Annotated in this window: 24 protein-coding genes and 1 riboswitch; of the genes, 13 read left to right on the top strand and 11 right to left on the bottom strand. The window is 61.7% G+C overall.

What is annotated here, in order from left to right; genetic code table 11:
• Positions 1-21: 21 nt before the first annotated feature.
• The 3 genes from atpD to QMO82_RS21400 are packed head-to-tail and all read left to right on the top strand — an operon-like array spanning position 22 to position 2104.
• A complete protein-coding gene (gene atpD, locus QMO82_RS21410; protein ID WP_183608654.1) occupies positions 22-1458 on the top strand; it encodes a F0F1 ATP synthase subunit beta in 1437 nt (478 codons plus the stop codon).
• On the top strand, positions 1458-1697 hold the full coding sequence (locus QMO82_RS21405) for a hypothetical protein (RefSeq protein ID WP_183608655.1): 240 nt from the start codon (positions 1458-1460) through the stop codon (positions 1695-1697). The genes atpD and QMO82_RS21405 overlap by 1 nt, the downstream gene beginning before the upstream one ends.
• Positions 1697-2104 carry a F0F1 ATP synthase subunit epsilon gene (locus tag QMO82_RS21400; RefSeq protein WP_183608656.1) on the top strand — a complete coding sequence of 136 codons (408 nt, stop codon included), beginning with the start codon at positions 1697-1699 and terminating at the stop codon, positions 2102-2104. The genes QMO82_RS21405 and QMO82_RS21400 overlap by 1 nt, the downstream gene beginning before the upstream one ends.
• Positions 2105-2242: 138 nt before the next feature.
• Here the strand turns inward: QMO82_RS21400 and QMO82_RS21395 are convergent, their stop codons facing one another.
• The 7 genes from QMO82_RS21395 to QMO82_RS21365 all read right to left on the bottom strand — a co-directional run bounded on the left by QMO82_RS21395 (position 2243) and on the right by QMO82_RS21365 (position 8648).
• A complete protein-coding gene (locus QMO82_RS21395; protein ID WP_183608657.1) occupies positions 2243-2980 on the bottom strand; it encodes a sugar transferase in 738 nt (245 codons plus the stop codon).
• A gap of 167 nt (positions 2981-3147) precedes the next feature.
• On the bottom strand, positions 3148-4368 hold the full coding sequence (locus QMO82_RS21390; RefSeq protein WP_183608658.1) for an acyltransferase: 1221 nt from the start codon (positions 4366-4368) through the stop codon (positions 3148-3150).
• A 121-nt stretch (positions 4369-4489) separates the two neighbouring features.
• Entirely contained in the window at positions 4490-5500 is a 1011-nt protein-coding gene (locus QMO82_RS21385) for an ABC transporter substrate-binding protein (protein ID WP_183608659.1), read from the bottom strand.
• 68 nt (positions 5501-5568) lie between these two features.
• Positions 5569-6381, bottom strand: coding sequence for an ABC transporter ATP-binding protein (locus QMO82_RS21380; RefSeq protein ID WP_183610653.1), 813 nt, complete (start codon positions 6379-6381; stop codon positions 5569-5571).
• Positions 6378-7184 (bottom strand): ABC transporter permease, encoded by an 807-nt coding sequence (locus QMO82_RS21375; protein WP_183608661.1) that lies wholly within the window; start codon positions 7182-7184, stop codon positions 6378-6380. The genes QMO82_RS21380 and QMO82_RS21375 overlap by 4 nt, the downstream gene beginning before the upstream one ends.
• A 10-nt stretch (positions 7185-7194) precedes the next feature.
• Complete coding sequence (locus QMO82_RS21370) at positions 7195-7803, bottom strand: YkoF family thiamine/hydroxymethylpyrimidine-binding protein (protein ID WP_183608662.1); 609 nt, start codon at positions 7801-7803, stop codon at positions 7195-7197.
• Positions 7794-7907: riboswitch (TPP riboswitch) on the bottom strand. It overlaps the preceding gene by 10 nt.
• A gap of 165 nt (positions 7908-8072) precedes the next feature.
• The gene (locus tag QMO82_RS21365) at positions 8073-8648 is read right to left on the bottom strand and encodes an NADPH-dependent FMN reductase (RefSeq protein ID WP_180696446.1); all 576 of its coding nucleotides are present in this window, start codon (positions 8646-8648) and stop codon (positions 8073-8075) included.
• Between the two features lie 84 nt (positions 8649-8732).
• Between QMO82_RS21365 and soxR the strand changes: the two genes are divergently transcribed.
• The 9 genes from soxR to QMO82_RS21320 all read left to right on the top strand — a co-directional run bounded on the left by soxR (position 8733) and on the right by QMO82_RS21320 (position 17800).
• Positions 8733-9197: a redox-sensitive transcriptional activator SoxR gene (soxR, locus tag QMO82_RS21360; protein ID WP_183608663.1), complete on the top strand. Its 465-nt coding sequence runs from the start codon at positions 8733-8735 to the stop codon at positions 9195-9197.
• 111 nt (positions 9198-9308) lie between these two features.
• A complete protein-coding gene (locus tag QMO82_RS21355; RefSeq protein WP_183608664.1) occupies positions 9309-10079 on the top strand; it encodes an SDR family NAD(P)-dependent oxidoreductase in 771 nt (256 codons plus the stop codon).
• A 100-nt stretch (positions 10080-10179) separates the two neighbouring features.
• Positions 10180-10521, top strand: a complete 342-nt coding sequence (locus QMO82_RS21350) for a helix-turn-helix transcriptional regulator (RefSeq protein ID WP_183608665.1) — start codon at positions 10180-10182, stop codon at positions 10519-10521.
• A 174-nt stretch (positions 10522-10695) separates the two neighbouring features.
• Positions 10696-11589 carry a LysR family transcriptional regulator gene (locus QMO82_RS21345; RefSeq protein ID WP_003589869.1) on the top strand — a complete coding sequence of 298 codons (894 nt, stop codon included), beginning with the start codon at positions 10696-10698 and terminating at the stop codon, positions 11587-11589.
• Positions 11590-11724: 135 nt separating this feature from the next.
• Complete coding sequence (locus QMO82_RS21340; RefSeq protein ID WP_183608666.1) at positions 11725-12204, top strand: formate dehydrogenase subunit gamma; 480 nt, start codon at positions 11725-11727, stop codon at positions 12202-12204.
• Entirely contained in the window at positions 12201-13757 is a 1557-nt protein-coding gene (locus QMO82_RS21335; protein WP_183608667.1) for an NADH-quinone oxidoreductase subunit NuoF, read from the top strand. Before QMO82_RS21340 ends, QMO82_RS21335 begins: the two co-directional genes overlap by 4 nt.
• Positions 13758-13823: 66 nt before the next feature.
• Positions 13824-16703 (top strand): formate dehydrogenase subunit alpha, encoded by a 2880-nt coding sequence (gene fdhF / locus QMO82_RS21330; protein WP_183608668.1) that lies wholly within the window; start codon positions 13824-13826, stop codon positions 16701-16703.
• Between the two features lie 37 nt (positions 16704-16740).
• Complete coding sequence (gene fdhD / locus QMO82_RS21325) at positions 16741-17565, top strand: formate dehydrogenase accessory sulfurtransferase FdhD (RefSeq protein ID WP_183608669.1); 825 nt, start codon at positions 16741-16743, stop codon at positions 17563-17565.
• Complete coding sequence (locus QMO82_RS21320) at positions 17555-17800, top strand: formate dehydrogenase subunit delta (protein ID WP_183608670.1); 246 nt, start codon at positions 17555-17557, stop codon at positions 17798-17800. The genes fdhD and QMO82_RS21320 overlap by 11 nt, the downstream gene beginning before the upstream one ends.
• Positions 17801-17832: 32 nt before the next feature.
• On the opposite strand, the gene QMO82_RS21315 is transcribed toward QMO82_RS21320, so the two are convergent.
• From QMO82_RS21315 to rocF, 4 genes are all read right to left on the bottom strand, one after another.
• On the bottom strand, positions 17833-19605 hold the full coding sequence (locus tag QMO82_RS21315) for a PAS domain-containing methyl-accepting chemotaxis protein (RefSeq protein WP_183608671.1): 1773 nt from the start codon (positions 19603-19605) through the stop codon (positions 17833-17835).
• Between the two features lie 280 nt (positions 19606-19885).
• A complete protein-coding gene (locus QMO82_RS21310) occupies positions 19886-20362 on the bottom strand; it encodes a chemotaxis protein CheW (protein ID WP_088677608.1) in 477 nt (158 codons plus the stop codon).
• A gap of 195 nt (positions 20363-20557) precedes the next feature.
• A complete protein-coding gene (gene rocD / locus QMO82_RS21305; protein WP_183608672.1) occupies positions 20558-21757 on the bottom strand; it encodes an ornithine--oxo-acid transaminase in 1200 nt (399 codons plus the stop codon).
• A gap of 28 nt (positions 21758-21785) precedes the next feature.
• A complete protein-coding gene (rocF, locus tag QMO82_RS21300; protein WP_183608673.1) occupies positions 21786-22721 on the bottom strand; it encodes an arginase in 936 nt (311 codons plus the stop codon).
• 123 nt (positions 22722-22844) lie between these two features.
• On the opposite strand from rocF, the gene QMO82_RS21295 reads away from it, so the two are divergent.
• Complete coding sequence (locus QMO82_RS21295; protein ID WP_183608674.1) at positions 22845-23282, top strand: Lrp/AsnC family transcriptional regulator; 438 nt, start codon at positions 22845-22847, stop codon at positions 23280-23282.
• Positions 23283-23306 lie beyond the last annotated feature (24 nt).

Below are 23306 nucleotides of genomic sequence, written 5' to 3'. Positions count from 1 at the left end.
CTAGGAAAAGAGGGTCAGAAAATGGCTGAGGCAGCTACCCCCAAGATCGGCTCTGTCGGCAGAGTCACCCAGGTTATCGGCGCCGTCGTCGACGTTGCGTTCGAAGGCGAACTGCCGAAGATCCTGAACGCGCTGGAAACCACCAATAACGGCGTCCGTCTGGTTCTCGAAGTTGCGCAGCACCTTGGTGAAAACGAAGTCCGTACCATCGCGATGGACTCGACCGAAGGTCTGGTCCGCGGCCAGGAAGTCGCCGACACCGGCGCTCCGATCCTGGTTCCGGTCGGCAACGAGACGCTCGGCCGCATCATGAATGTCATCGGCGAGCCCGTCGACGAAGCAGGTCCGCTGGTTACCGCTCACAAGCGCGCCATCCACCAGGATGCGCCGTCCTATGTCGAGCAGTCGACGGAAGCGCAGATCCTCGTCACCGGCATCAAGGTCGTCGACCTTCTCGCTCCTTATGCACGCGGCGGCAAGATCGGCCTCTTCGGCGGCGCCGGCGTTGGCAAGACCGTTCTGATCATGGAATTGATCAACAACGTCGCCAAGGCGCATGGTGGTTACTCGGTTTTCGCAGGCGTCGGCGAACGCACCCGCGAAGGCAACGACCTCTATCACGAAATGATCGAATCGAACGTCAACAAGCATGGCGGCGGCGAAGGCTCGAAGGCGGCACTTGTTTATGGTCAGATGAACGAGCCGCCGGGCGCCCGCGCCCGCGTCGCCCTGACCGGCCTGACGGTCGCCGAACACTTCCGCGACCAGGGCCAGGACGTTTTGTTCTTCGTCGATAACATCTTCCGCTTCACCCAGGCAGGTTCCGAAGTGTCGGCTCTGCTCGGCCGCATCCCGTCGGCCGTCGGTTATCAGCCGACGCTCGCAACCGACATGGGCCAGATGCAGGAACGCATCACCACGACGACGACGGGCTCGATCACCTCGGTTCAGGCCATCTACGTTCCGGCCGACGACTTGACCGACCCGGCGCCGGCAACCTCGTTCGCGCACCTTGACGCAACGACGGTTCTGTCGCGCTCGATCGCCGAAAAGGGCATCTATCCGGCCGTCGACCCGCTCGACTCCACCTCGCGCATGCTCGACCCGATGGTCGTCGGCGAAGAGCACTACGAAGTGGCCCGTAAGGTCCAGTCGACACTGCAGCGCTACAAGGCCCTGCAGGACATCATCGCCATCCTTGGCATGGACGAACTGTCCGAAGAGGACAAGATCGCTGTTGCCCGCGCCCGCAAAATCGAGCGTTTCCTGTCGCAGCCGTTCTTCGTCGCCGAAGTCTTCACCGGCTCGCCGGGCAAGCTGGTTGCTCTCGAAGACACGATCAAGGGCTTCAAGGGCCTCGTCAACGGCGAATATGATCACCTGCCGGAAGCCGCCTTCTACATGGTCGGCTCGATGGAAGAAGCGGTCGAAAAGGCCAAGAAGCTCGCAGCTGCTTGATGAGCGACGCGCTGGACGAGATATTCTGCTGCGACTCCCTGAAAGGGGTCGTGGCGGCTCTTCCGGAGCCGGCAGCGCCGACCATCTATCGCGCCGATAACGGCGTGCTGATGATGGTGGTGGGGCTGATCCAGAGCGAGGAAGGCCTCGGTTATCTCGACCAAGCGATAATGCACTGCCCGTTCTGCGGGACTAAATTGCAAGATGCGAAAGCCATAGCCGAGAAGGTAAGTCACTGATGGCTGACAATTTCAACTTTGAGCTCGTTTCGCCGGAGCGTCTGCTGCTGTCGGAGATGGTGACCGAGGTCGTCATTCCCGCGACTGAAGGCGAAATGACCGTGATGGCGCACCATGCGCCGACGATGACCACGATCAAGCCGGGCGTCGTGAGCGTGCGTTCGGCTTCCGGCAAGAAGCAGGACTATGTGGTGTTCGGTGGTTTTGCCGATATCCTGCCGACCGGCTGCACATTGCTTGCCGAGTCCGCCGTTCCGGTCGAAGAGCTCCACAAGGACGAACTGACCCGCCGAATCGAGGCCGCCCGCAAGGAACTCGAACATGCGGAGCTGCACGAGCACAAGTCGAAGCTCGAGCACTTCATCATGGAAATGACGCATCTGAGCGGCATCGTCCAACAGGATTGATCGGCAACCGACTGCGACGATCAAAGGCGGCTGCAACAGCCGCCTTTTTTGTGTTCATTTATCTGTCGGCATACGGCAGGGAGCGCCCATCGGGCGGCGCCAGGACCGCTTATCTCTGGCAGCGATGGCGGGGATATCTCAGAAGCCGGTGCCGCCGCGCAGCTCGATAGCGATCGTCTTGAGCAGGATCTTCAAGTCGAGCAGCAGGCTGAAATTCCTGACATAATAAATATCGCAGGCGATGCGGGCGCGGGCTTGAAGCGGTCGCGCCGTCGGGCCGCGCCATCCGCGTGTCTGCGCAAGACCGGTAATGCCGGGACGCATGATGTGGCGGTGATGATAGTCGGGCACCAGTTCTTCGTAGAGCCGGCCGGCTGCCCGCATGTTGATGGCGTGGCAGCGCGGGCCGACCAGCGACATGTCGCCCCTGAGGACGTTCAGAAGCTGCGGCAGTTCGTCGATATTGGTCTTGCGGAGCACCGCACCGATGCCTGTCACCCGGCTGTCGCCCTTGACCGTCTGTTGGATGCCACTCGGATCGCAAGCTTCGGCGCGCATCGTTCGGAACTTGAAGACCGTGATTTTCTGGCCGTTCAGTCCCCAGCGAATCTGGCGGAAAAGCACTGGCCCGCCGTCGTCGAGCTTGATGAAGAGCGCGATCGCCAGAAAAAACGGCGCCAGCACAATGAGGGCGCTGACCGAGGCGACGACGTCGATCAAACGCTTCACGCTGAGCTGCACAGCCATCTTTCTTTCAACAAGGGAAAAGCTATCGGGCTGGCGAATGTTGGAATTCGCGATAACCAGGGACCTGGTTTTGTCCTGACGCTGAGACGGGTCGAAGCGTGAATTCGTCTTCGAAGTAAAAGCATTCATTACGCAAGGCCCACAAGTTTAGATGCGATACTGAACTGCACAGAGACAGATACATGGTCACGTATCGTTTGTCATCGGGATAAATAAGAATTCCGTAACCCTAAAGAAACCAAAAATGGGAGTATTGCGCGTTAACCTTAATGCCTCTAGTTGAGGTGTCGGGAGATTTATACTTTGAAAGGAGTAGCCCGATTGGATTGGCGGGATGTCAGGCGGTTTCCGACAGTGATGGCCGGTTTTTCCAGCAGGGTGTAGCTGAGGTTTGCAACCAGCAGCACAAGCGCTGCCGCCAGACCGCAGGACTGCAGCCAGCCGATGACGACATTTTCCGAGGCAGCGCCGAACGAGCCCGGATCGAGCCTCTGGATCGATATCAGGATGATTTCCTGCCAGATATAGATGCCGAAGGAGATCCTGGCGATGTAGCGGACAGGAGCATTGTCGAGCAGCCTGCCCAGGTATTGCGAATGGCAGAGCGAAACGAGCGCCGTTGCGATTGCCAGCGGAAAAACCGGGAAGCCGTAGGGGATTTCGAGCCAGCCATAAGCTTCGGGGGTGCCGCCGGGCGATATGACGAGGCGGTAGCCGGCAATGGCGAGGGCCAGCAGCGCCGCGGCATCGAACCAGGCGGAGGGCCTTTTGGGGAGCGCGACCTCGACCCCGGCGGCCAGCGCGCCGAGGGCGAAGATGGCGAAGAAGCCGATCGGATTATAGCGCGGCATCCATTCCTTCGCCCCGCCCTGGAGGCCGTATTGCCAGCCGCGCCCGATGTCGTCGAGCGGAAACAGGGTGAGGATCAGCAGATGGGCCAGGAGCACGCCTGTGATGACGCAAAGCCAGGCGAAGCGGGCGAGCAACGGACGCTGCCTGAGGACGGGCAAACGAAACAGCAGGACAAAGCAGAGCGGCAGCAGCACATAGCTGGTGACCTCGAAGGGAATTGACCAAAGCGGGCCGTCGCCTTCGACAGGAAAGAAGGTGCGCCAATGCCACTGGCTCATGAACAGCAGCCCGGAGAGGTAGCGGAGCGCGAGCTCCGGCGTCAGCGGCAGGGCCAGCAGCGTCAGGCTGAGGGCGAAGCTGATGGTCGCGGCGAACCAGAAGCCCGGAGCGATGCGCGCCGCCCGGCGGATCGTGTAATGCCGGAGGCTCGGCATGTTGCTGCCGTCGTCGAGCGCGCGCCAGAAGGGATGGGCAAGAAGAAAGCCGCTGAGCACGAAAAAGATGGCGACGCCGAAATTGCCGAAGCGGAGGATGTTTGCGGTTGGCCCCAGTTCGTCGGGAATTCTGCGCATATCCAGCCGCAGCGCGAGATGATGGGCAAACACCAGCAGACAGGCCGTCGCGCGCAGAAAGTCCGCCCCGGCCAGTCTCTGCTGTTGTCGCATCTTATCTCCCGCCCTGCCCGGAGCATGATGCCGAAAAGCGTGAGCGGTTTTCGGACGACATCATGCTCCGGGTCTCAGACTTTGCAGCGGAAAGCTGCGACGGGCAAGGCAGGCGTTGGGCTTAGTCGAGAAGTTCGTTGGTATAATAGGTGGAAAAGTCCGGCTTCTCCTTAAGCGCGGCGCCATTCGCGTCGACCAGAATGCCATTCTCGAGCAGGAAGCCGCCGAGGGCCTCGGCCTTTGCCGGGTCGAGCTTACCGATCACGCCGGCCTCGGATTTCAGGAAGTGCCCCTCGATCAATGCCTTCTGAGAGGCTTTTACCAGGTCCGTATTCATCAGTGCGCCGTTGCTTCCGGAGATCAGCAGGTCGCAGGCTTCGTCGGGATGGTCGACGGAGTAGGCATAGCCCTTTCGCGTGGCCTGGATGAAGGCGCGGGCGTGTTCCCGGTTTGCCGAGAGGTAGGCGTCGCTGGAGACGATGACCGTCGTCTGCTCGTCGGGAATGCCATAATCGGAATAGTGGAAACGGCCGATCTTCCGGTTTTCCAGTTCGGCGGCGATGCCTTCCCAGGTGTAGATCTCCAGCGTGAAATCGATCGAGCCATTGTCCAGCGCCTCGTAAGCGGAGGTGCCGAGGGTGACGGTCTTGACCTCGCCCTTGCCGCCGTCATTGCGGATCATCGCGGAGATCAGCGCGCTCTCCCAGGTGCCGCCGAAGCCGCCATAGGTCTTGCCGTCGAGATCTCTAGGGCTCTTGATGTCGTCGCGTCCGCCCTTGAAAATCAGCCGTGCGGTTTCCGTCTGGACGACGCCGTAGACCATCTTCACGTCACCGCCGCCGGCGCGCTGGGTCAGGGTCTCGATCTCGCTGCTGATGCCGAAATCGGCAACGCCGTTCGATACCAGCGTTCCGGCGCTGGTATCGGTGAAGGGAAGAATTTCGACATCGAGTCCGGCCGCCTCATAGAAGCCCTTGGCCTTGGCGACATAGATGCCGATATGGTTGGTGTTGGGCGTCCAGTCGAGCGCGATGCGGACCTTTGCGGGCGCCGATTGGGCGAAGGCGGTGCGGCCGGCGAGGCTTGCCGCGATGGCGGCGACGATCGTCTGGCGGCGGGTGAGAAGCAGCATGGTGACCTCCTCAGGTCTCTAGAGCATGATGCCGAAAAGTGTGAGCGGTTTTCGGACGACATCATGCTCTAACTCTTTAAATTAGAACAGGATTCGGATTTTAGGCCGGCCGGCCTAAAATCATCCTGTTGCAGCGGATGAAGCAGGGTTTGCAGGATTTCGGTTTCAATCGCCTGGGCCGCCGGCGAGCCGAGGTCGGCGATGCTTCTCGGGCGGGGCAGGGGAACGCGGAATTCGCGGATGATACGCGCCGGACGGGCCGAAAGCACGTAGATCCGGTCGGAGAGGAACACCGCTTCGCGAACGTCGTGGGTGATCAGCAGTGCCGTCCAGCGGTGTTCGGTCCACATGCCCTGCAGCCATTCCTGGATCTGCGTGCGCGTCAGCGCGTCGAGCGCGCCGAAGGGCTCGTCGAGCAGCAGCATGTCCTGGGTCTGGACGACGGTGCGCAGCAGCGCGGCGCGCTGGCGCATGCCGCCGGAGAGTTCGGAGGGATAGTGGTGTTCGAAGCCGGCAAGACCGAAGCTCTCGAACAAAGGCGCCACAATGGCGCGGGCCGCGCGGCGGCTCATGCCTTTCACCTCGAGGCCGAGTGCCGCATTGTCGATGATCCGGCGCCAGGGCATCAGCGCATCGCGCTGCGGCATGAAGGCAAAGGAATGCGGCGCCTGTTCCAGCGGCACGCCGTTGAAAAGCATGGTGCCGGAATCGGGGCGCAGCGCCTGCGTCAGCAATCGCAGCACCGTCGATTTTCCGGAGCCGGACGGGCCGACGATCGAAACGAACTCGCCGTCTGCGACGCTGAGCGAAATATCGCCCAGCACCTTCATGCCGTCGAAGGACTTCGAGATATTGCCGAGTTCAAGCATTGTTTTGTTCATCGCCGCCGCTCCCCGGACGGCTGCCAGGGCATGACCAGGCGCTGGATCAATAACGTCAGCCCGAAGAGGCAGAGTGTCAGCACGGCGCTGACGACGACGGCGGCGAGCACCAGATCGGGGCGGAAATTGTTCTTGGCGTTGAGGATATAGATGCCGAGGCCGCGGGCGGCGCCGGCATATTCGGCAAAGATCGCGCCGACGACGGCATAGGTGATCGAGATCCTGAGGCCGGCGAAGAAATAGGGCAGCGCCGAGGGAAACCGTGCCAGACGGAAAATGCGCCAGCGGCTCGCCTTCATCGAGTTCAGCAATTCGGCGATGTCGCGGTCGGTCGATTCATAGCCCTGCAGCAGGGCGACGAGCAGTGGAAAGAAGGTGACGAGGGCCACCAGCAGGACCTTCGGCAACAGGCCGAAACCGAACCAGAGGACGACGAGGGGGGCGATCGCCACCAGCGGCAGGGTCTGACTGGCGATGAAGATCGGCAGCAATGCCCGGCGCATGAAGGGCATGAAATCCATCAGGATCGATGAGACGAAGGCGAAGGCCAGCGACAGCGCGAAACCGCCGAGTGTCGCACCCAGCGTCGGCCAGGTGTTTGATATCAGCGCCTCGCGGTTCAGCCAGCCCTGGATGACGATGCGCGACGGCGCCGGCAGGATGGACGGTTTGATCCCGGAGAGATCGACATAGAGCTCCCAGGCTGCCAAAAAGGCGCAGCCGGCGAGCAGAGCGGGTATGCTCCGGTAGAGAGCCGCGCGGAGCGCGGCAAGACGCGAATCCGATGGTGGTAGCGTTGTCATCAGCGTTCGATCAGGCTTTCGTCGGGCTATTGGCTGACACCGTGATATCGAGGGTCACATGTCCCTCCGGGTCGCCGAAGCGATAAAAGGCTTCACGAATGGTTGCAAAGACGGCACCGGCATCGCCCGAGAGCCTGGTGCAGAAATTTTTGGCGCGGTCGAAGGTACCGGAGCGTTTCAGGAAGTCGATGCAGCCATAGATCTCGTCCATATGGGTCCCGGTTCCCATGACATAGAGCGAGAATTGCGCAGCGGTCGGCTGCCCGGTTTCGGCAGTGGTTTCTACGGCGGCAAGTCCTGCCGTTATACGGTCGGCAAGCGGTTCTGCCTGACCGAGGGCGGGGTTGACCCCGCAGATGGCGTCGTCGGGCTCGCCGGGGCAGCCGCGTGAAACGGCGGCGGACAGCACGCAATGCTCGCCGGTCCGGGCGGCGGCGGCGAAAAGATCGTGCATGGCGGCGAAGAGAATGTCAGGCGGGCCGACCAGCAGTGTGGAGATGTCGTCGGTCTCGATCCGCAGCCGGTCGCGATAGGGATCGAGCGCCTTGACGGCATCGAGAATGATGCCGACGAAATTGCCGGACATCGGATAGAGTGACACTTGTGCGCCTGAAAACATCTGAACCTCGCTCCGCTGGCATTACCCAGATCAGCTTTGAAGGGTCCGGAAGCCTGCGCCTCGCATCTCAGCCCCGGCAATACGGAGCTCCCCTGTTAATCGGCGCGGAAACTACCACCGGGGTTTTCTTCCCGCAACCGCAAAAATTGCCAACCCGTCCGCATGGTCGGGATGAGGCTGGCATGATCGGAAAACACCCGGACGGAAGTCCTGTCCGGGTGTCCCCAGAGGTTCCGTACCTGCCGGGAACGGAACCGGAGCCCTTCGTTTCAGGCGGCGATATCGGCGTAGGGATGATCGCCGCGCGCGGCAATGAGCGCCCGTGTCCACCATTCCAGCCGCGCCATCATCCGGTCGAGCGTGTGCAGAGCGTCGCTCGGATCGTCAAGCCGTCCGGCGACGTCGAAGCGGCTCCACGGCGCGGAAAAGCTGACCGAATCGCGGACGGTGACGGCATGGAGTTCCGCAAAGACGAGCCGTAATTGCTCGACCGCGCGCAAGCCACCGGAGATGCCGCCATAGGAAACAAAGGCGACCGGCTTGCCCTGCCAGGGCTCGAAAAACAGATCGATGGTCGATTTCAACGCGGCGCTGAAGCTGTGATTGTATTCCGGCGTGACGATGATGAAGGCGTCGGCCATGCCGAGCCGCCCGGCGAGCCTGTCGATTTCGGGGTGCGCCATGTCGCGGTCGGGCGGCAGCGCAAAATCCAGTGGATCGATGATGTCGATATCGAATTGCGGGAAGCGGACGAGCTCCTGCGTCAGCCATTTGACCACCCGGTCGCAGATGCGGCCCTTTCTTGTGCTTCCGTAGATCACCGCCAGCCTGATGGATGTTTTCATGCGCCGCTCCTTCTCGCGATTGGGCTTTACGATTGCTGGAGCAAGGCTTATAAAACCTCAACTAATCTTGAGGTCAAGAGGGCAATGGATACAATTCCGGCAACGCCGCTCGGCAAGCTGCTGACGGTCGGCGAGGTGGCGGAGCGCAGCGGCCTGGCCGTCTCGGCGCTGCACTTCTACGAAACCAAGGGGCTGATTTCGAGCATTCGCACCCGCGGCAACCAGCGCCGCTACGGGCGCGATGTGCTGCGCCGGCTCGGCATCATCAAGGTGGCGCAGCGTGTCGGCATTCCGCTTTCGGAAATCCAGGCGGCGTTCGAATCCCTGCCGCAGGGGCGTACGCCCACGATCGCCGACTGGCAGAGCCTGTCGGCACTCTGGAAAGACGATCTCGACGCGCGAATCAGGCGGCTGAGCCTGCTGCGCGACCGTCTGACCGGCTGCATCGGCTGTGGCTGCCTGTCGATTGAAAGCTGTCCGTTGCGCAATCCCTGCGACCGGCTCGGCAAGGAGGGACCGGGCGCGCGGCTTCTGGAGACCGAAAACTAAACCCTGGTCTTCCCCGGGAAAGATCGACGCCTGCCTTTCTTTCGGTCGGCGCGCTCATATGTTAAGGGCGAGTGGCGCAACCGGCGGCACTGTCCGCGAGGAGGACGGCTCGTGTTTCATCCCAGACTGTTCGAAAATCGCAATGTCGTCGTGACCGGCGCCGGCCGCGGCATCGGTCTCGAAGTCGCCCGGCAGTTTCTCGACTGCGGCGCGAAGGTGATCGTCCATACCGGGCGCAAGCCGGGACGGGACCTGCCGGATTTTCTGCTGACGGCTGAATCAGAAAGACGGGCGCTGCTGCTGCATGCCGATTTCTCTGCCGTCGGCGGGGCGTCGCAATTTGCAGAAGATGTTCTCGCTTTCTTCGACAGGGTGCACGTGCTCGTCAACAATGCCGGCACCATGCTTGGCCGTTTCCCCGCCGCCACGCTGACCGATGCGGAATATGAGGCGGTCATACGGCTGAACCAGACGTCGGTGGTGGCGCTGACGCGCGCATTGCTGCCGGCATTGAAGGCGGCCGAGGGCGCCGCCATTGTCAACACCGTCTCGATTTCGGCGCTGACCGGCGGCAGCCCCGGCTCCTCGATCTATTCGGCCTCGAAAGCCTTTGTTGCGACCTATTCCAAGGCGCTTGCCCGCGAGCTTGCCCCGGATGCAATCCGCGTCAACTGCGTCTCGCCGGGAACGATCGAGACGGATTTCCACGAGCGCTATTCCTCCCGCGAAAAGCTGGAGCAGACGAGAAAATCCATCCCCCTGCAACGGCTCGGCACGGCGGAGGATTGTGCTCCCGCCTATCTTTTCCTGGCGGCTCCCTCGCTCTCGGGCTACATCACCGGCCAGGTGATCGAGATCAATGGCGGTCAGCTTATCTGCTGATTTGCTTGGACCTTTTTTGGCATTTCGTCATTTTGACGAATTCGATTGTGCGAATATGCTATTGTGCTGATCTACCCATCGCCTCCCTTCGAGATACCGAATGCCGTTGCCCAAACCCAAGCCGGGGATGACCGGCCAGGAATTGCACACACTCGCTGGAAAAGCCCATGAAGCGACCGACCTGTTGAAAGCGCTGGCGCACCAGACCCGACTGCTCATCCTCTGCATATTGGCGAGCGAGGAGCGGACGGTCAGTGAAATCGAACATATTCTCGGCATACAGCAGGCAATGGTCTCGCAGCAGCTGGCGCGTTTGAGGCTCGAAGGCCTGGTCAATACGCGCCGCCAGGGCAGGCTGGTATATTACAGCATCGGCAATGTCAGCGTGCTCGCCTTCCTCGAATCGCTGTTCGATCTTTTTCCGATTGCAGAAAACTTTTAAAGCACGTCGCGCAAAACTGTGCGGCGGTCTGCGATAGTGACATACGAGACAATAAAGACCCAAAGCGCGAGAAGCGAATCTGAAAGATCGCGACGCGCTTTGGCGACCCGCCCTTGCGGAGCACGGCTGCTACGTCGAAGATAAGGCCGGACGCGAAATGTCGCGGGAGACCGGATGATCGACAAGCTGGAATTCTTCATCGCCCTTGCCAATGAAAAACATTTCGGCCGCGCCGCCGAGGAGTGCGGGATTTCGCAGCCGACCCTTTCGGCCGCCATCCGGCAGCTTGAGGATCAATTGGGCGTCATGCTGGTGCAGCGCGGCTCCCGGTTCCAGGGGCTGACGCCGGAGGGGCAGCGCGTGCTCGAATGGGCCAGGCGCATCGTCGGCGACGCCCGCACCATGCGCGAGGAAATGCGCGCCGCCCGCCGCGGCCTTTCCGGCCACATCCGCCTCGCCGCCATTCCGACGGCGCTCGCCATGCTGTCGCGCATCACCACGCCGTTTCAGGAACGGCATCCCGGCGTGACCTTCTCGATTGTCTCGCGCAATTCGCTGCAGGTGCTGAGCATGCTCGAAAACCTCGAAATCGATGCCGGCATCACCTATCTCGAAAACGAGCCGCTCGGCCGTGTCACGAGCGTTCCGCTCTATGCCGAGCGCTATCATCTGATCACGGCTGCAGGCAGCCCGTTGTCGGATCGCGACAATGTGACCTGGAAGGAGGTCGGCGATCTTCGGCTCTGTCTATTGACGGCCGACATGCAGAACCGCCGAATCATCAATCGGCACCTGACGGAGGCAGGCGCAACCGTGCATCCGACCCTCGAATCCAATTCGATGATCGTGCTGTTCTCGCATGTTCGGACCGGACGCTGGGCGAGCATCATGCCGCGCAATGTCGCCAAATCTTTTGGTTTTCCGGTGGAAATCCGCATGATCCCGATCGTCGAGCCGGAGGCGCATCATCTGGTCGGCCTTGTTGCGCCTTATCGCGAACCTTTTACGCCGCTCGTGTCGGCCTTGCTGCACGAAGCCAGAGTGCTCGTGCAGGACGAGGAACTTTGATAGGAAAAACCTATCAATCGACGTGATAGCGTTATTGATCGCCAGCGGCTTCCTTGAGATGCTGCCCGAGGAATAGCACTCAGGCTGGAGGAGGCCGCCATTCCGCAACGAGCAAGCCGTCGGGAGGGCTGCCTTATGACCATTCATATCGCCGAAGGCGATATTGCCGCGCGCACTCGTGCCATCATCGCCGATCTTCGCTTCCTCGAAGGGCCGCTGCTTCCCATTCTGCACGGGGTTCAGGAAGAATTCGGCTATGTGCCGCGGGAAGCCGTTCCTGTGATCGCGGAGGAACTGAACCTCTCCCGCGCCGAAGTGCATGGCGTGGTGACCTTCTATCATGATTACCGCGACCATGCCGCCGGCCGGCATGTGCTGAAGCTCTGTCGTGCCGAGGCCTGTCAGTCGATGGGCGGAGATGCGGTGGCCGAGCGCGTCAAGACGCTGCTCGGCATCGATTTTCACCAGACGACGCTCGACGGCAGCGTGACGCTGGAGCCGGTCTACTGTCTCGGGCTCTGCGCCTGCGCCCCGTCGGCGATGCTCGACGGCGAGGTCTATGGCCGGATCGACGACCAGATGGCGGCGGAACTCGTTGCGGAGGCACGCCGATGACGGTCAGGATATATGTTCCGCGCGATGCCGCAGCGCTGGCGCTCGGGGCCGAAAAGGTGGCAAAGGCGATTGCCCAGGAGATCGCCGCCCGCGGCCTCGATGCCGAGATCGTGCGCAACGGCTCGCGCGGAATGTTCTGGCTGGAGCCGCTTGTTGAGGTCGAAGTCGCCGGCAAGCGCATCGGCTACGGACCGGTGAAGGCTGGGGATGTGCCTGCTCTGTTCGACGCCGGGATCTTCAATGGCGGCGATCATCCGCTCTGTCTCGGGGAGGTTGAAGACCTCCCGTTCCTGAAAGGACAAACCCGCCTGACCTTCGCCCGCTGCGGCGTCATCGATCCGCTCTCGCTGGCGGATTACGAGGCGCATGCCGGCCTTGCTGGCCTTCGCCGCGCCGTTTCGATGGCATCAGCCGATATCGTCAAGGAAGTCACCGATTCCGGCCTGCGCGGACGCGGCGGTGCGGGTTTCCCGACCGGCATCAAATGGAAGACCGTCCTCGATGCTGGCGGCGACCGCAAATATATCGTCTGCAACGCCGATGAGGGCGACAGCGGCACCTTTGCCGACCGGATGATCATGGAGGGCGATCCCTTCGTGCTGATCGAGGGCATGGCGATCGCGGGACTTGCCACCGGCGCCACCAAGGGCTTCGTCTACACGCGTTCGGAATATCCGCATGCGATCGCTGTGATGACCGCGGCCATCGGCATCGCCCGGCAGGCCGGGATACTCGGCCTGTCGGTGCTCGGCTCGGGCCGCGTCTTCGATATGGAGGTACGCACCGGCGCCGGCGCCTATGTCTGCGGCGAGGAGACAGCCCTGCTGAACAGCCTCGAAGGCAAGCGCGGCGTCGTGCGCTCCAAGCCGCCATTGCCGGCGCATAAAGGGCTGTTTAACTGTCCGACCGTTATCAACAACGTGATCTCGCTCGCTTCCGTGCCCGTCATCATGGAGAAGGGCGCCGCCTTCTATCGCGATTTCGGCATGGGCCGCTCGCGTGGCACGATCCCGCTGCAGATTGCCGGCAATGTGCGATATGGCGGTCTTTACGAAACAGCTTTCGGCCTTTCGCTCGGCGATATCGTCGACAGGATCGGCGGCGGCACGGCAACGGGACGACCGGTCAAAGCCGTGCAGGTCGGCGGACCGCTCGGGGCCTATTTCCCGCGGGCGCTGTTCGACACGCCGTTGGATTACGAAGCTTTCGCCGTCAAAGACGGGCTCATCGGTCATGCCGGCATCGTCGTCTTCGACGAGACGGCCGACATGCTGAAGCAGGCGCGTTTCGCCATGGAATTCTGCGCGGTGGAAAGTTGCGGCAAGTGTACACCCTGCCGCATCGGCTCGACGCGCGGCGTCGAGACAGCCGACAAGATCGCGCAGGGCATCGAGCCGGAGAAGAACCGGGCGCTGCTGGCCGATCTCTGCAATACGATGAAATTCGGCTCGCTCTGCGCACTCGGCGGCTTCACCCCCTATCCGGTCATGAGCGCCATGACGCATTTCCCGGAGGATTTTTCGCCGGCGCCGATGGTGGAGGCGGCTGAGTGATGTCCTTCAAAGTTACAGCCGCACGCCCTGACTTGCTCAATTCCATATCCGTACAGGAGGCCGACCATGTCACTCATCCATGAAATCGACTACGGCACTCCCGCTTCGAAATCCGAAACCATGGTGACGCTCACTATCGATGGGCAGCAGATCAGCGTGCCGGAAGGCACTTCGATCATGCGCGCCTCGATGGAGGCCGGCATCCAAGTGCCGAAGCTCTGCGCCACCGACATGGTCGACGCCTTTGGCTCCTGCCGGCTCTGTCTCGTCGAGATCGAGGGCCGCGCCGGCACACCGGCCTCCTGCACGACGCCGGTGGCGGCAAACATGGTGGTGCACACCCAGACGGGGCGGCTGAAGGACATCCGCCGCGGCGTGATGGAGCTTTATATCTCCGACCATCCGCTTGACTGTCTGACCTGCGCGGCCAACGGCGATTGCCAATTGCAGGACATGGCCGGCGCCGTCGGCCTGCGCGACGTCCGCTACGGCTACGAAGGCGACAACCACGTCAAGGCGCGCAACAACGGCGATATCAATCTGAAATGGATGCCGAAGGACGAGTCCAATCCCTATTTCACCTATGATCCCTCCAAGTGCATCGTCTGTTCGCTCTGCGTGCGTGCCTGCGAAGAAGTGCAGGGAACCTTTGCGCTGACGATCGAGGGACGTGGTTTCGGCTCGCGCGTTTCATCGGGCGCGCACGAAAATTTCATCGAATCCGAATGCGTCTCCTGCGGCGCCTGTGTCCAGGCCTGCCCGACGGCGACGCTGACGGAGAAGTCGGTGATAGAGATCGGCCAGCCCGAGCATTCGGCCGTCACCACCTGCGCCTATTGCGGCGTCGGCTGCTCCTTCAAGGCTGAGATGCGCGGCGAGGAACTGGTGCGTATGGTGCCGTGGAAAGACGGCCAGGCCAATCGCGGCCATTCCTGCGTCAAGGGTCGCTTTGCCTACGGCTATTCCACCCACAAGGACCGCATCCTCAACCCGATGATCCGCGAAAAGGTCAGCGATCCCTGGCGGGAGGTGAGCTGGGACGAGGCCTTCGCGCATGTGGCGTCGGAGTTCCGCCGGATCCAGTACCAATACGGCCGCGAGGCGATCGGCGGCATCACCTCCTCACGCTGCACCAATGAGGAAACCTACCTGGTGCAGAAGCTGGTCCGCGCCGGTTTCGGCAACAACAATGTCGATACCTGCGCCCGCGTCTGCCATTCGCCGACCGGCTACGGTCTCGGCCAGACATTCGGAACTTCGGCCGGCACACAGAATTTCGACAGCATCGAGCAGTCGGATGTCGTGGTCATCATCGGCGCCAATCCGACGGATGGCCATCCGGTCTTCGCCTCGCGGCTGAAGAAGCGGCTGCGCCAAGGGGCCAAGCTCATCGTCATCGATCCGCGCCGCACCGATATCGTCCGGTCGCCGCATATCGAGGCTTCCTACCACCTGCCGCTGAAGCCGGGCACCAATGTCGCGGTCATGACAGCGCTGGCGCATGTGATCGTCACCGAAGGGCTTTATGACGAGAGGTTCATCCGCGAGCGCTGCGACTGGTCGGAATTCGAGGACTGGGCCGCCTTCGTCGCCGAACCGCAGCACAGTCCCGACGAGACGGAAATCTTCACCGGCGTGCCGGCGGCGGATCTGCGCGGTGCGGCAAGACTCTATGCCAAGGGCGGCAATGGCGCGCTCTACTACGGCCTCGGCGTCACCGAACACAGCCAGGGCTCGACCACGGTCATGGCGATCGCCAATCTGGCGATGGCGACCGGCAATATCGGCCGTCCCGGCGTCGGCGTGAATCCGCTGCGCGGCCAGAACAACGTGCAGGGTTCCTGCGACATGGGCTCCTTCCCGCACGAACTGCCGGGCTACCGGCACATTTCCGACGATGCGACGCGCGATATCTTCGAAAAGCTCTGGGGCGTGAAAATCAACAATGAGCCGGGCTTGCGCATTCCGAACATGCTGGATGCGGCGGTCGACGGCTCGTTCAAGGGGCTTTACGTTCAGGGCGAGGACATTCTCCAGTCCGATCCCGATACCAAACATGTCGCGGCCGGGCTCGCGGCGATGGAATGCGTCGTCGTGCAGGACCTCTTCCTCAACGAGACCGCCAATTACGCCCATGTCTTTCTGCCGGGCTCGACCTTCCTCGAGAAGGACGGAACCTTCACCAATGCCGAGCGCCGCATCAACCGCGTGCGTAAGGTGATGTCGCCGCGCAACGGCCTTGGCGACTGGGAGGTAACCCAGAAGCTTGCCCAGGCGATGGGGCTCGACTGGAATTATGCCCATCCGTCAGAGATCATGGACGAGATTGCCGCGACGACGCCGAGTTTCGCCCTGGTGTCCTACGACTACCTCGAGAAGATGGGCTCGGTGCAGTGGCCGTGCAACGAGAAGAACCCGCTCGGCTCGCCGATCATGCACGTCAACGGCTTCGTGCGCGGCAAGGGCAAGTTCATCCGCACCGAATATGTGGCGACCGACGAGCGCACCGGCCCGCGCTTCCCGCTGCTGCTCACCACCGGCCGCATCCTCAGCCAGTACAATGTCGGGGCGCAGACGCGGCGGACCGAGAATGTCGTCTGGCATGCGGAAGACCTTCTGGAAATCCATCCCCACGACGCCGAGCAGCGCGGCGTTCGCGATGGCGACTGGGTGAAGCTCGGCAGCCGCTCCGGCGACACGACGCTCCGGGCACTGATCACTGATCGTGTGGCGCCCGGTGTGGTTTATACGACCTTCCATCATCCCAATACGCAGGCGAACGTCATCACCACCGATTTCTCCGACTGGGCGACCAACTGCCCGGAATATAAGGTGACGGCGGTGCAGGTTTCGCCCTCCAACGGGCCGAGCGACTGGCAGTTGGAATATGACGAGCAGGCACGGCAAGCGCGCCGCATTGCCGGCAAGCTCGAGGCCGCGGAGTGATGATGCGGGGGCGGCTCTGTCAGCAGGAACGCGCATCATGACCTTCACCGTCACCGCCGCCGCTCCCGAAACCGCTCGCCGCAATGGCATTATGCACACCGGCTCTCGCATCGTGCCGGAAGAAGTGCCGATCGCTTTTTCCTATGGCGGCAGTTCGCATGCGGTGATGATGGCAACGCCTGCAGATCTCGAGGATTTTGCCGTCGGCTTCAGCCTGACCGAAGGGATCATCACTGAGCGGGCCGAGATATCGGGCATCGAGGTCATCGAGGGGGAGCAGGGCATCGATGTGCAGGTAAGCCTTGTCGACGATGTCGCCGATCAGCTGCGGGCACGGCGTCGCAGCATGGCGGGGCCGGTCGGCTGCGGGCTCTGCGGCATCGAATCGATCGAGCAGGCGGTGCGGCCGGTGCCCGATGTCTCGGCATCGCCGCTGTCGCTGTCGCACGCGGATATCGTGCGGGCCGTTTCGCTTTTGAACGAGGCGCAGCCGCTGCATCGCGAGACGCGGGCGGTGCATGGCGCCGGGTTCTATCTTCCCGGCAGGGGATTGATGGCGGTGCGCGAAGATGTCGGCCGGCACAATGCGCTGGACAAGCTCTGCGGCGCCATCATCCGCGCCGGCAAAAGAGGCGGGGACGGCGCCGTCGTCGTCACCAGCCGGCTTTCGGTCGAAATGGTGCAGAAGGCGGCCATTCTCGGCAGCCCCGTGCTCATCGCCATTTCAGCGCCGACGGCGCTGGCCATCCGCACGGCCGAAGAGGCCGGCATGACGCTCGTCGCTTTGGTGCGCGGCGAGGATTTCGAGATTTTCACCCACCCGCACCGCATTTCGCCCGGAAACATCGCCGATGTCGCATGAGACCAAGACCAAGCTCGTCTATATGGCAAACCAGATCGCCACCTTCTTCAAGAGCCAGCCGGCAAACGAAGCCGTGGAGGGGGTCGCCAACCATATCAACAAATTCTGGGAGCCGCGCATGCGGCGGCAATTGTTCGAAATTCTGGAGAATGAGGAGAACGGCCTGGATGCGTTGGTGCTACAGGCTGCTCCTCTGATCCGAAAGCCGGAGCCGGCAACAAACCAATTCCGGTAATCAGGATCGGCGCATGCGGGGGAAGACGGAGATCAGAACTCTTCCCAGCTCTGGACGGTCGCTGCCGCCGCACCATGCGCCTTTGCGACACGTGAGACGAGGTGCAGCGCCGGGGAGCCAGCCTGTCTCTCCTCATGCCTTATGTCGGGCCGGCCAGCGGTCTGAGGTTGGCCCGGCAGCCGGAACCTCGCCAGCAGCACGCGCAGCGTCTCGGCTTCCCTGGCAAGACTGTGGCTGGCGGCGGTGCTTTCCTCGACCATGGCGGCATTCTGCTGGGTTGCCTGATCCAGCGTGTTGACCGCCTGGTTGATTTCCTTGAGGCCGGTCGCCTGTTCTCTGGAGGCTTCGACGATGGCGGCGACGTTGCCGTCGATATCGCCGACCTGTGCGACAATCTCCTCGAGCGCCTTGCCGGTCTGGCCGACGAGGCCGACGCCGTTCTTGACGAGGTTGCTCGACGTATTGATCAGTGCCTTGATTTCCTTGGCCGCCTTGGCGGAGCGCTGGGCAAGCTCTCTGACCTCCTGGGCGACCACCGCGAAGCCCTTGCCGGCTTCGCCGGCGCGGGCCGCCTCGACGCCGGCATTCAGCGCCAGAAGGTTGGTCTGGAAAGCGATTTCGTCGATGACGCCGATAATATTGGTGATCTCGAGCGAGGACTGCTCAATCTGGTCCATGGCGGCGACGGCGTTGCGGACCACGACACCGGACTGTTCGGCGCCCAGCTTGGTCATGGCGACGAGGCGGCCCGCCTCATCGGCCCGGCGGCTGGAATCGTTGACGGTGGTGGTGATTTCCTCCAGCGCGGCTGCGGTCTCCTCGATCGATGCGGCCTGCTGTTCGGTTCGCTTGGAGAAGGAATCGGCCGATCCGCCGATCTCGCTCGACCCGGCGGCGATCGCGCTGGCATTTTCGCCGATCGTCTTCATCGTCTCGGCGAGACCTTTGACCGCGGTATTGAAATCGTGGCGCAACTGCTCCATCGACGGGACGAAGGATGTATCCACCGTCCTGGTCAGATCACCTTCTGAAAGCTGCCGCAACGCGACGCCGAGCAGGGAAATCGCGCTCATGCGTTGGGTGACGTCTGTTGCGAACTTCACGACCTTGTAGACCTTGCCGTCGGCATCGACGATCGGGTTATAGGCCGCCTGGATCCAGATTTCGCGGCCACCCTTGCCGAAACGGACGAATTCATTGGCGATGAACTCGCCGTTGGCGAGGCGCCGCCAGAAGATGCCGTAATCCTCGGTGCTGACATAGGCGGGGTCGCAGAAGATGCTGTGATGCTTGCCTGTGATCTCGGCCAGGGAATATCCCATGGCGTTGCAGAAATTCTCATTTGCGGTCAGGATCTCACCCTTCGGGGTGAATTCGATCACCGCCTGCGAACGCGAGATCGCCTCCAGCTTGCCGGCATCCTCGACCGCCTGCTTTTTGGCGGCAGTGATATCGGCGGCGAATTTCACCACCTTGAACGGTTTTCCGCCCTTTGAAACGGGATTATAGGACGCCTGGATCCATATCTCCCGGTTGCCCTTGGCGAGACGCTTATAGGCGCCGGCATCATATTCGCCGCGGCCAAGGCGGGCCCAGAAGGCGCGATATTCCGGGGTCGCCGTGTAGGCCGGCTCGCAGAACATGCTGTGATGTTTGCCGATGATCTCGTTCAGGCGATAACCAAGCGCGTTACAGAAATTCTCGTTCGCCGTGAGGATATTTCCATCGAGATCGAATTCGATGATCGCCTGCGATTTGGAGATGGCGTCAAGAATGTATTTCGAATCGGAGGTAAGACCAAACATTCCTGTTCCCTCTGAGGTGCACAGCGTTTGCCGTTTCGGCTGGAGAAGCGAGAGGACGGGCGAGATATTCCGGTGCCGGGAAGAACCGATGGCCGGTTATCGTTCCCTCTGCGCCGGATTTGTCACCCGTATGCTTCCCGACCATGGTGAGGGAACGTGGTTAATATTACGTATAAAAGAAATTGCTAATAATACTGAGTTGATACAGCAAGTTTGCTTGATGCGGCAATAAAAAACCGCCCGGTGGGGCGGCTTTCAAGTTGCGAATGATAACGGCCGATCAGGCCGCCAGTTCATCCGTCTCGTTTTCCTTGAACATCTTGGCAAGGTTCAGGAAGCAGATCATGCCATTTTCGGAAGCGATGATGCCTTCGCAGTAGGCGCGATCGAAGGACGCGGTCACTTCGGGCACCGGCTGGACCTGGCTGGACGAAATGGTGAGAATATCCGAGACGCGGTCGACGAGCATGCCGATGACCATGCTGTGAACTTCGGCGACAACAATGGCGCTACGCTCGTTGGCGACGGTGCTCTTCATGCCGAGCTTGTAGGCGAGGTCGATGATCGGGATCACTGAGCCGCGCAGGTTCATGACGCCGATGACATCAGCCGGCGAATGCGGGATCGGCGTCGAGGGCGCCCAGCCGCGGATTTCGCGGATGGTCGTTGTCTTGACGCAGAATTCCTGATCATGCAGGCGGAAGGCAATGATTTCGAGCGTATCGCCGCTGAAGCTAGTGGAATTGATCGTGGCCATAGAATTCTTCCCAACTGTCGTAAGCCAGGGCAGAGCGGGTGCGCCACCATTGGCGCTGACGAGCCCTGCCTTCACACCACGCGATGGCTTTGCTTTCGGCGAAGCATCGTTACGGTTACGACGACATTAGCGAAAGAGTGTTGCCCAAATCTAAATCGGGAACGGGATTGCGAAGGTTTTCAGCCCCGATTTACTTCAGCCTATGGTCTTTTCGATCTGCAAGACCGCCCAATCGACCTGTTCTCTCGTGATGACCAGTGGCGGAGCGAGGCGAATCGTGTGGTCGTGGGTATCCTTGGCGAGAAGGCCGCGCTCCTTCAGCGCATGGCAATATTGCCGTGCGCCGCCGGCTTCGGGTTCCAACTCGATGGCCATCATCAGGCCGCGGCCGCGCACGTCCCTGACAATGTTCGAGCGGATCGATCTCAGGCCTTCGAGAAAATAGTCGCCCATGACAGCGGCATTCTCGATCATCCCCTCCTCGACGAGCACTTTGAGGGCGGTGCGCGCCACCGCGCAGGCGAGCGGGTTGCCCCCGAAGGTCGAGCCGTGCTGGCCGGGTTTCAACACGCCGAGAACCTCGGAATTCGAAAGCACTGCCGACACCGGGTAGAAGCCGCCGGACAGTGCCTTGCCGATCAGCGTCACGTCGGCCTCGATGTCTTCGTGTTCTTCGGCGAGCAGCTTGCCGGTGCGGCCGAGGCCGGTCTGGATCTCATCGAGGATGAGGGTGACGTTGTTATCAGTGCAGAGCTCGCGGATACGGGTGAAATAACCGGCCGGCGGGATGAAGACACCGGCTTCCCCCTGGATCGGCTCGATCAGGGCGGCCACAGTATTGCCGTTGATCGCAGCCTCGAAGGCCTCGGCATCGCCGAAGGGAATGGTACGAAAGCCCGGCGTGTAGGGGCCAAAGCCGGTGCGGGCGTCGGGATCTGTGGAGAAGCTGATGATGCTCAGCGTCCGGCCATGGAAATTATCGGCGCAGACGATGATCTCCGCCTTGCCATCAGGCACGCCCTTGACCTCGTATCCCCATTTGCGCACCGCCTTGATGGCGGTCTCCACGGCTTCCGCGCCTGAGTTCATCGGCAGGATCTTGTGCGAGCCGGTCAGCGCCGCAAGCTCTTCGTAGAGATAGGCGAGCTGATCGTTGCGGAAGGCGCGGGAGGTGAGCGTCAGCCTGCCCGCCTGCTCGACCATAGCGGCGAGGATCTTCGGATGGCAATGACCCTGGTTGACGGCCGAATAGGCCGAGAGGCAATCGAGATAACGGTTGCCGTCGGTATCCCAGACATGAACACCTTCGCCACGTGTCAGCACCACGTCGAGCGGCTTGTAATTGTTGGCGCCGAGCCGCTGTTCCGTGGCGATCAGTTTTTCCGAAGTGTTCATGGTCGTTCTCTCCCTTTTACGTCGCCTTTTATGCTGCACGTGTTGGACGATCGAAGATGCGGCGGCCGAAGAGGCTTGCCGTCAGCTCCACCAGGATGCGGGCGCTCTTGCCGCGATCGTCGAGAAACGGATTGAGCTCGACGAGATCGAGCGACGAGACGAGGCCGCTGTCCGACAGCATTTCCATCACCAGATGCGCCTCGCGGAAGGTCGCGCCGCCAGGCACCGTCGTGCCGACGCCGGGGGCAATCTCGGGATCGAGGAAATCGAGGTCGAGGCTGACATGCAGCAGGCCGTTCGCCTTGGTGACGACATCGAGGATCTCGCGCATGATGGCGCCGATGCCCTGCTCGTCGATCGCGCGCATGTCGAAGACGTTGACGCCGTGTTCATGGATTTCCTCGCGCTCACGCGCATCGACGGAACGGATGCCGACCTGGAAGACATTCTTCGGATCGACGAAGGGACGGTCCTTCGGCAGGATCTCGGCGAATTCGGCCTCGCCGCAGAAGAAGGCGACGGGCATGCCGTGAATATTGCCGGAGGGCGAGGTGGCTGGAGAATTGAAATCGGCATGGGCATCGAGCCAGAGCACGAAGAGCGGGCGGCCTTTGCTGGCGGCATAGCGGGCCATGCCGGAGACGCTGCCCATGGAAAGGCTGTGGTCGCCGCCGAGAATGAGCGGGAAACGGCCGGAGGCGGCGACATCATGGACGCTGTTTTCGAGGGCACGCGTGAAGGCGCCGACGATCCTCAGATTGTGGGCCTTCTGATGGTTTGGCAGGTCCATCGCCGGCACGATTCTGACATCGCCGAGATCGGCGACGTCATGGCCAAGCTCGATCAGCGTCTGGTCGACGCCGGCGATACGCAGCGCCGCGGGACCCATGGCGGCCCCTCTGCGGCCGGAGCCTTCTTCCAGCGGTGCGCCGATAAGGGTGACAGATCGCGATTGGGCATTCATGTGGAGGGCTCCGTGTTGAGGCCTGTTTCGGCCGATAGTGGGATAAAGGGTTGACGGCAAAAAGATGGAAAAGTGCCAGAAATGGATTATGATTGCGCAAATTGATAAACCTATTTTGACAAAGTGATCGGCGTGGATGATCTCGATACCGAACTTCTGAGTGCACTTCGTCATAATGCCCGGATATCCGTCTCCTCGCTGGCGGCGCTGACGGGCGCGTCGCGGGCAACGGTTGCCGCCCGGATCGACCGGCTGGTCGCCAGCGGCACCATCGTGGGCTTCACTATCCGCACTGGCCACGAGACGCGGTCGGCCGGCGTGCGCGCCATCGTCATGATCGAAGTGCTCGGCAAGCTTGCCGACCGGGTGGCCGACCAGCTGCGGGGCCTGCCGCAGGTGCGCGCGCTGCACAGCACCAACGGCAAATGGGATTTCGTCGCCGAGCTGGAGGATCGCGACCTTGCCTCCTTCGACGAGACGCTGCGCCGCATCCGGCTGATCAACGGCATCAATTCGACCGAGAGCAATATCCTTCTCAAGACAAGCAAGACAGGTTTTTAAGCCGGCTCAAGGCTGATTCAGGTC

This window comes from Rhizobium sp. BT04 (assembly GCF_030053135.1).
GTDB lineage: Bacteria > Pseudomonadota > Alphaproteobacteria > Rhizobiales > Rhizobiaceae > Rhizobium > Rhizobium binxianense.
This window is presented reverse-complemented; position numbering and strand designations above follow the sequence as displayed.

What these genes read in the sequence shown, in the direction of transcription:
- atpD (WP_183608654.1), top strand. Translation starts at nt 22, where the DNA reads ATGGCTGAGGCAGCTACCCCCAAGATCGGCTCTGTCGGCAGAGTCACC.
- QMO82_RS21405 (WP_183608655.1), top strand. Translation starts at nt 1,458, where the DNA reads ATGAGCGACGCGCTGGACGAGATATTCTGCTGCGACTCCCTGAAAGGG.
- QMO82_RS21400 (WP_183608656.1), top strand. Translation starts at nt 1,697, where the DNA reads ATGGCTGACAATTTCAACTTTGAGCTCGTTTCGCCGGAGCGTCTGCTG.
- QMO82_RS21395 (WP_183608657.1), bottom strand. Translation starts at nt 2,980, where the DNA reads ATGAATGCTTTTACTTCGAAGACGAATTCACGCTTCGACCCGTCTCAG.
- QMO82_RS21390 (WP_183608658.1), bottom strand. Translation starts at nt 4,368, where the DNA reads ATGCGACAACAGCAGAGACTGGCCGGGGCGGACTTTCTGCGCGCGACG.
- QMO82_RS21385 (WP_183608659.1), bottom strand. Translation starts at nt 5,500, where the DNA reads ATGCTGCTTCTCACCCGCCGCCAGACGATCGTCGCCGCCATCGCGGCA.
- QMO82_RS21380 (WP_183610653.1), bottom strand. Translation starts at nt 6,381, where the DNA reads ATGAACAAAACAATGCTTGAACTCGGCAATATCTCGAAGTCCTTCGAC.
- QMO82_RS21375 (WP_183608661.1), bottom strand. Translation starts at nt 7,184, where the DNA reads ATGACAACGCTACCACCATCGGATTCGCGTCTTGCCGCGCTCCGCGCG.
- QMO82_RS21370 (WP_183608662.1), bottom strand. Translation starts at nt 7,803, where the DNA reads ATGTTTTCAGGCGCACAAGTGTCACTCTATCCGATGTCCGGCAATTTC.
- QMO82_RS21365 (WP_180696446.1), bottom strand. Translation starts at nt 8,648, where the DNA reads ATGAAAACATCCATCAGGCTGGCGGTGATCTACGGAAGCACAAGAAAG.
- soxR (WP_183608663.1), top strand. Translation starts at nt 8,733, where the DNA reads ATGGATACAATTCCGGCAACGCCGCTCGGCAAGCTGCTGACGGTCGGC.
- QMO82_RS21350 (WP_183608665.1), top strand. Translation starts at nt 10,180, where the DNA reads ATGCCGTTGCCCAAACCCAAGCCGGGGATGACCGGCCAGGAATTGCAC.
- QMO82_RS21345 (WP_003589869.1), top strand. Translation starts at nt 10,696, where the DNA reads ATGATCGACAAGCTGGAATTCTTCATCGCCCTTGCCAATGAAAAACAT.
- QMO82_RS21340 (WP_183608666.1), top strand. Translation starts at nt 11,725, where the DNA reads ATGACCATTCATATCGCCGAAGGCGATATTGCCGCGCGCACTCGTGCC.
- QMO82_RS21335 (WP_183608667.1), top strand. Translation starts at nt 12,201, where the DNA reads ATGACGGTCAGGATATATGTTCCGCGCGATGCCGCAGCGCTGGCGCTC.
- fdhF (WP_183608668.1), top strand. Translation starts at nt 13,824, where the DNA reads ATGTCACTCATCCATGAAATCGACTACGGCACTCCCGCTTCGAAATCC.
- fdhD (WP_183608669.1), top strand. Translation starts at nt 16,741, where the DNA reads ATGACCTTCACCGTCACCGCCGCCGCTCCCGAAACCGCTCGCCGCAAT.
- QMO82_RS21320 (WP_183608670.1), top strand. Translation starts at nt 17,555, where the DNA reads ATGTCGCATGAGACCAAGACCAAGCTCGTCTATATGGCAAACCAGATC.
- QMO82_RS21315 (WP_183608671.1), bottom strand. Translation starts at nt 19,605, where the DNA reads ATGTTTGGTCTTACCTCCGATTCGAAATACATTCTTGACGCCATCTCC.
- QMO82_RS21310 (WP_088677608.1), bottom strand. Translation starts at nt 20,362, where the DNA reads ATGGCCACGATCAATTCCACTAGCTTCAGCGGCGATACGCTCGAAATC.
- rocD (WP_183608672.1), bottom strand. Translation starts at nt 21,757, where the DNA reads ATGAACACTTCGGAAAAACTGATCGCCACGGAACAGCGGCTCGGCGCC.
- rocF (WP_183608673.1), bottom strand. Translation starts at nt 22,721, where the DNA reads ATGAATGCCCAATCGCGATCTGTCACCCTTATCGGCGCACCGCTGGAA.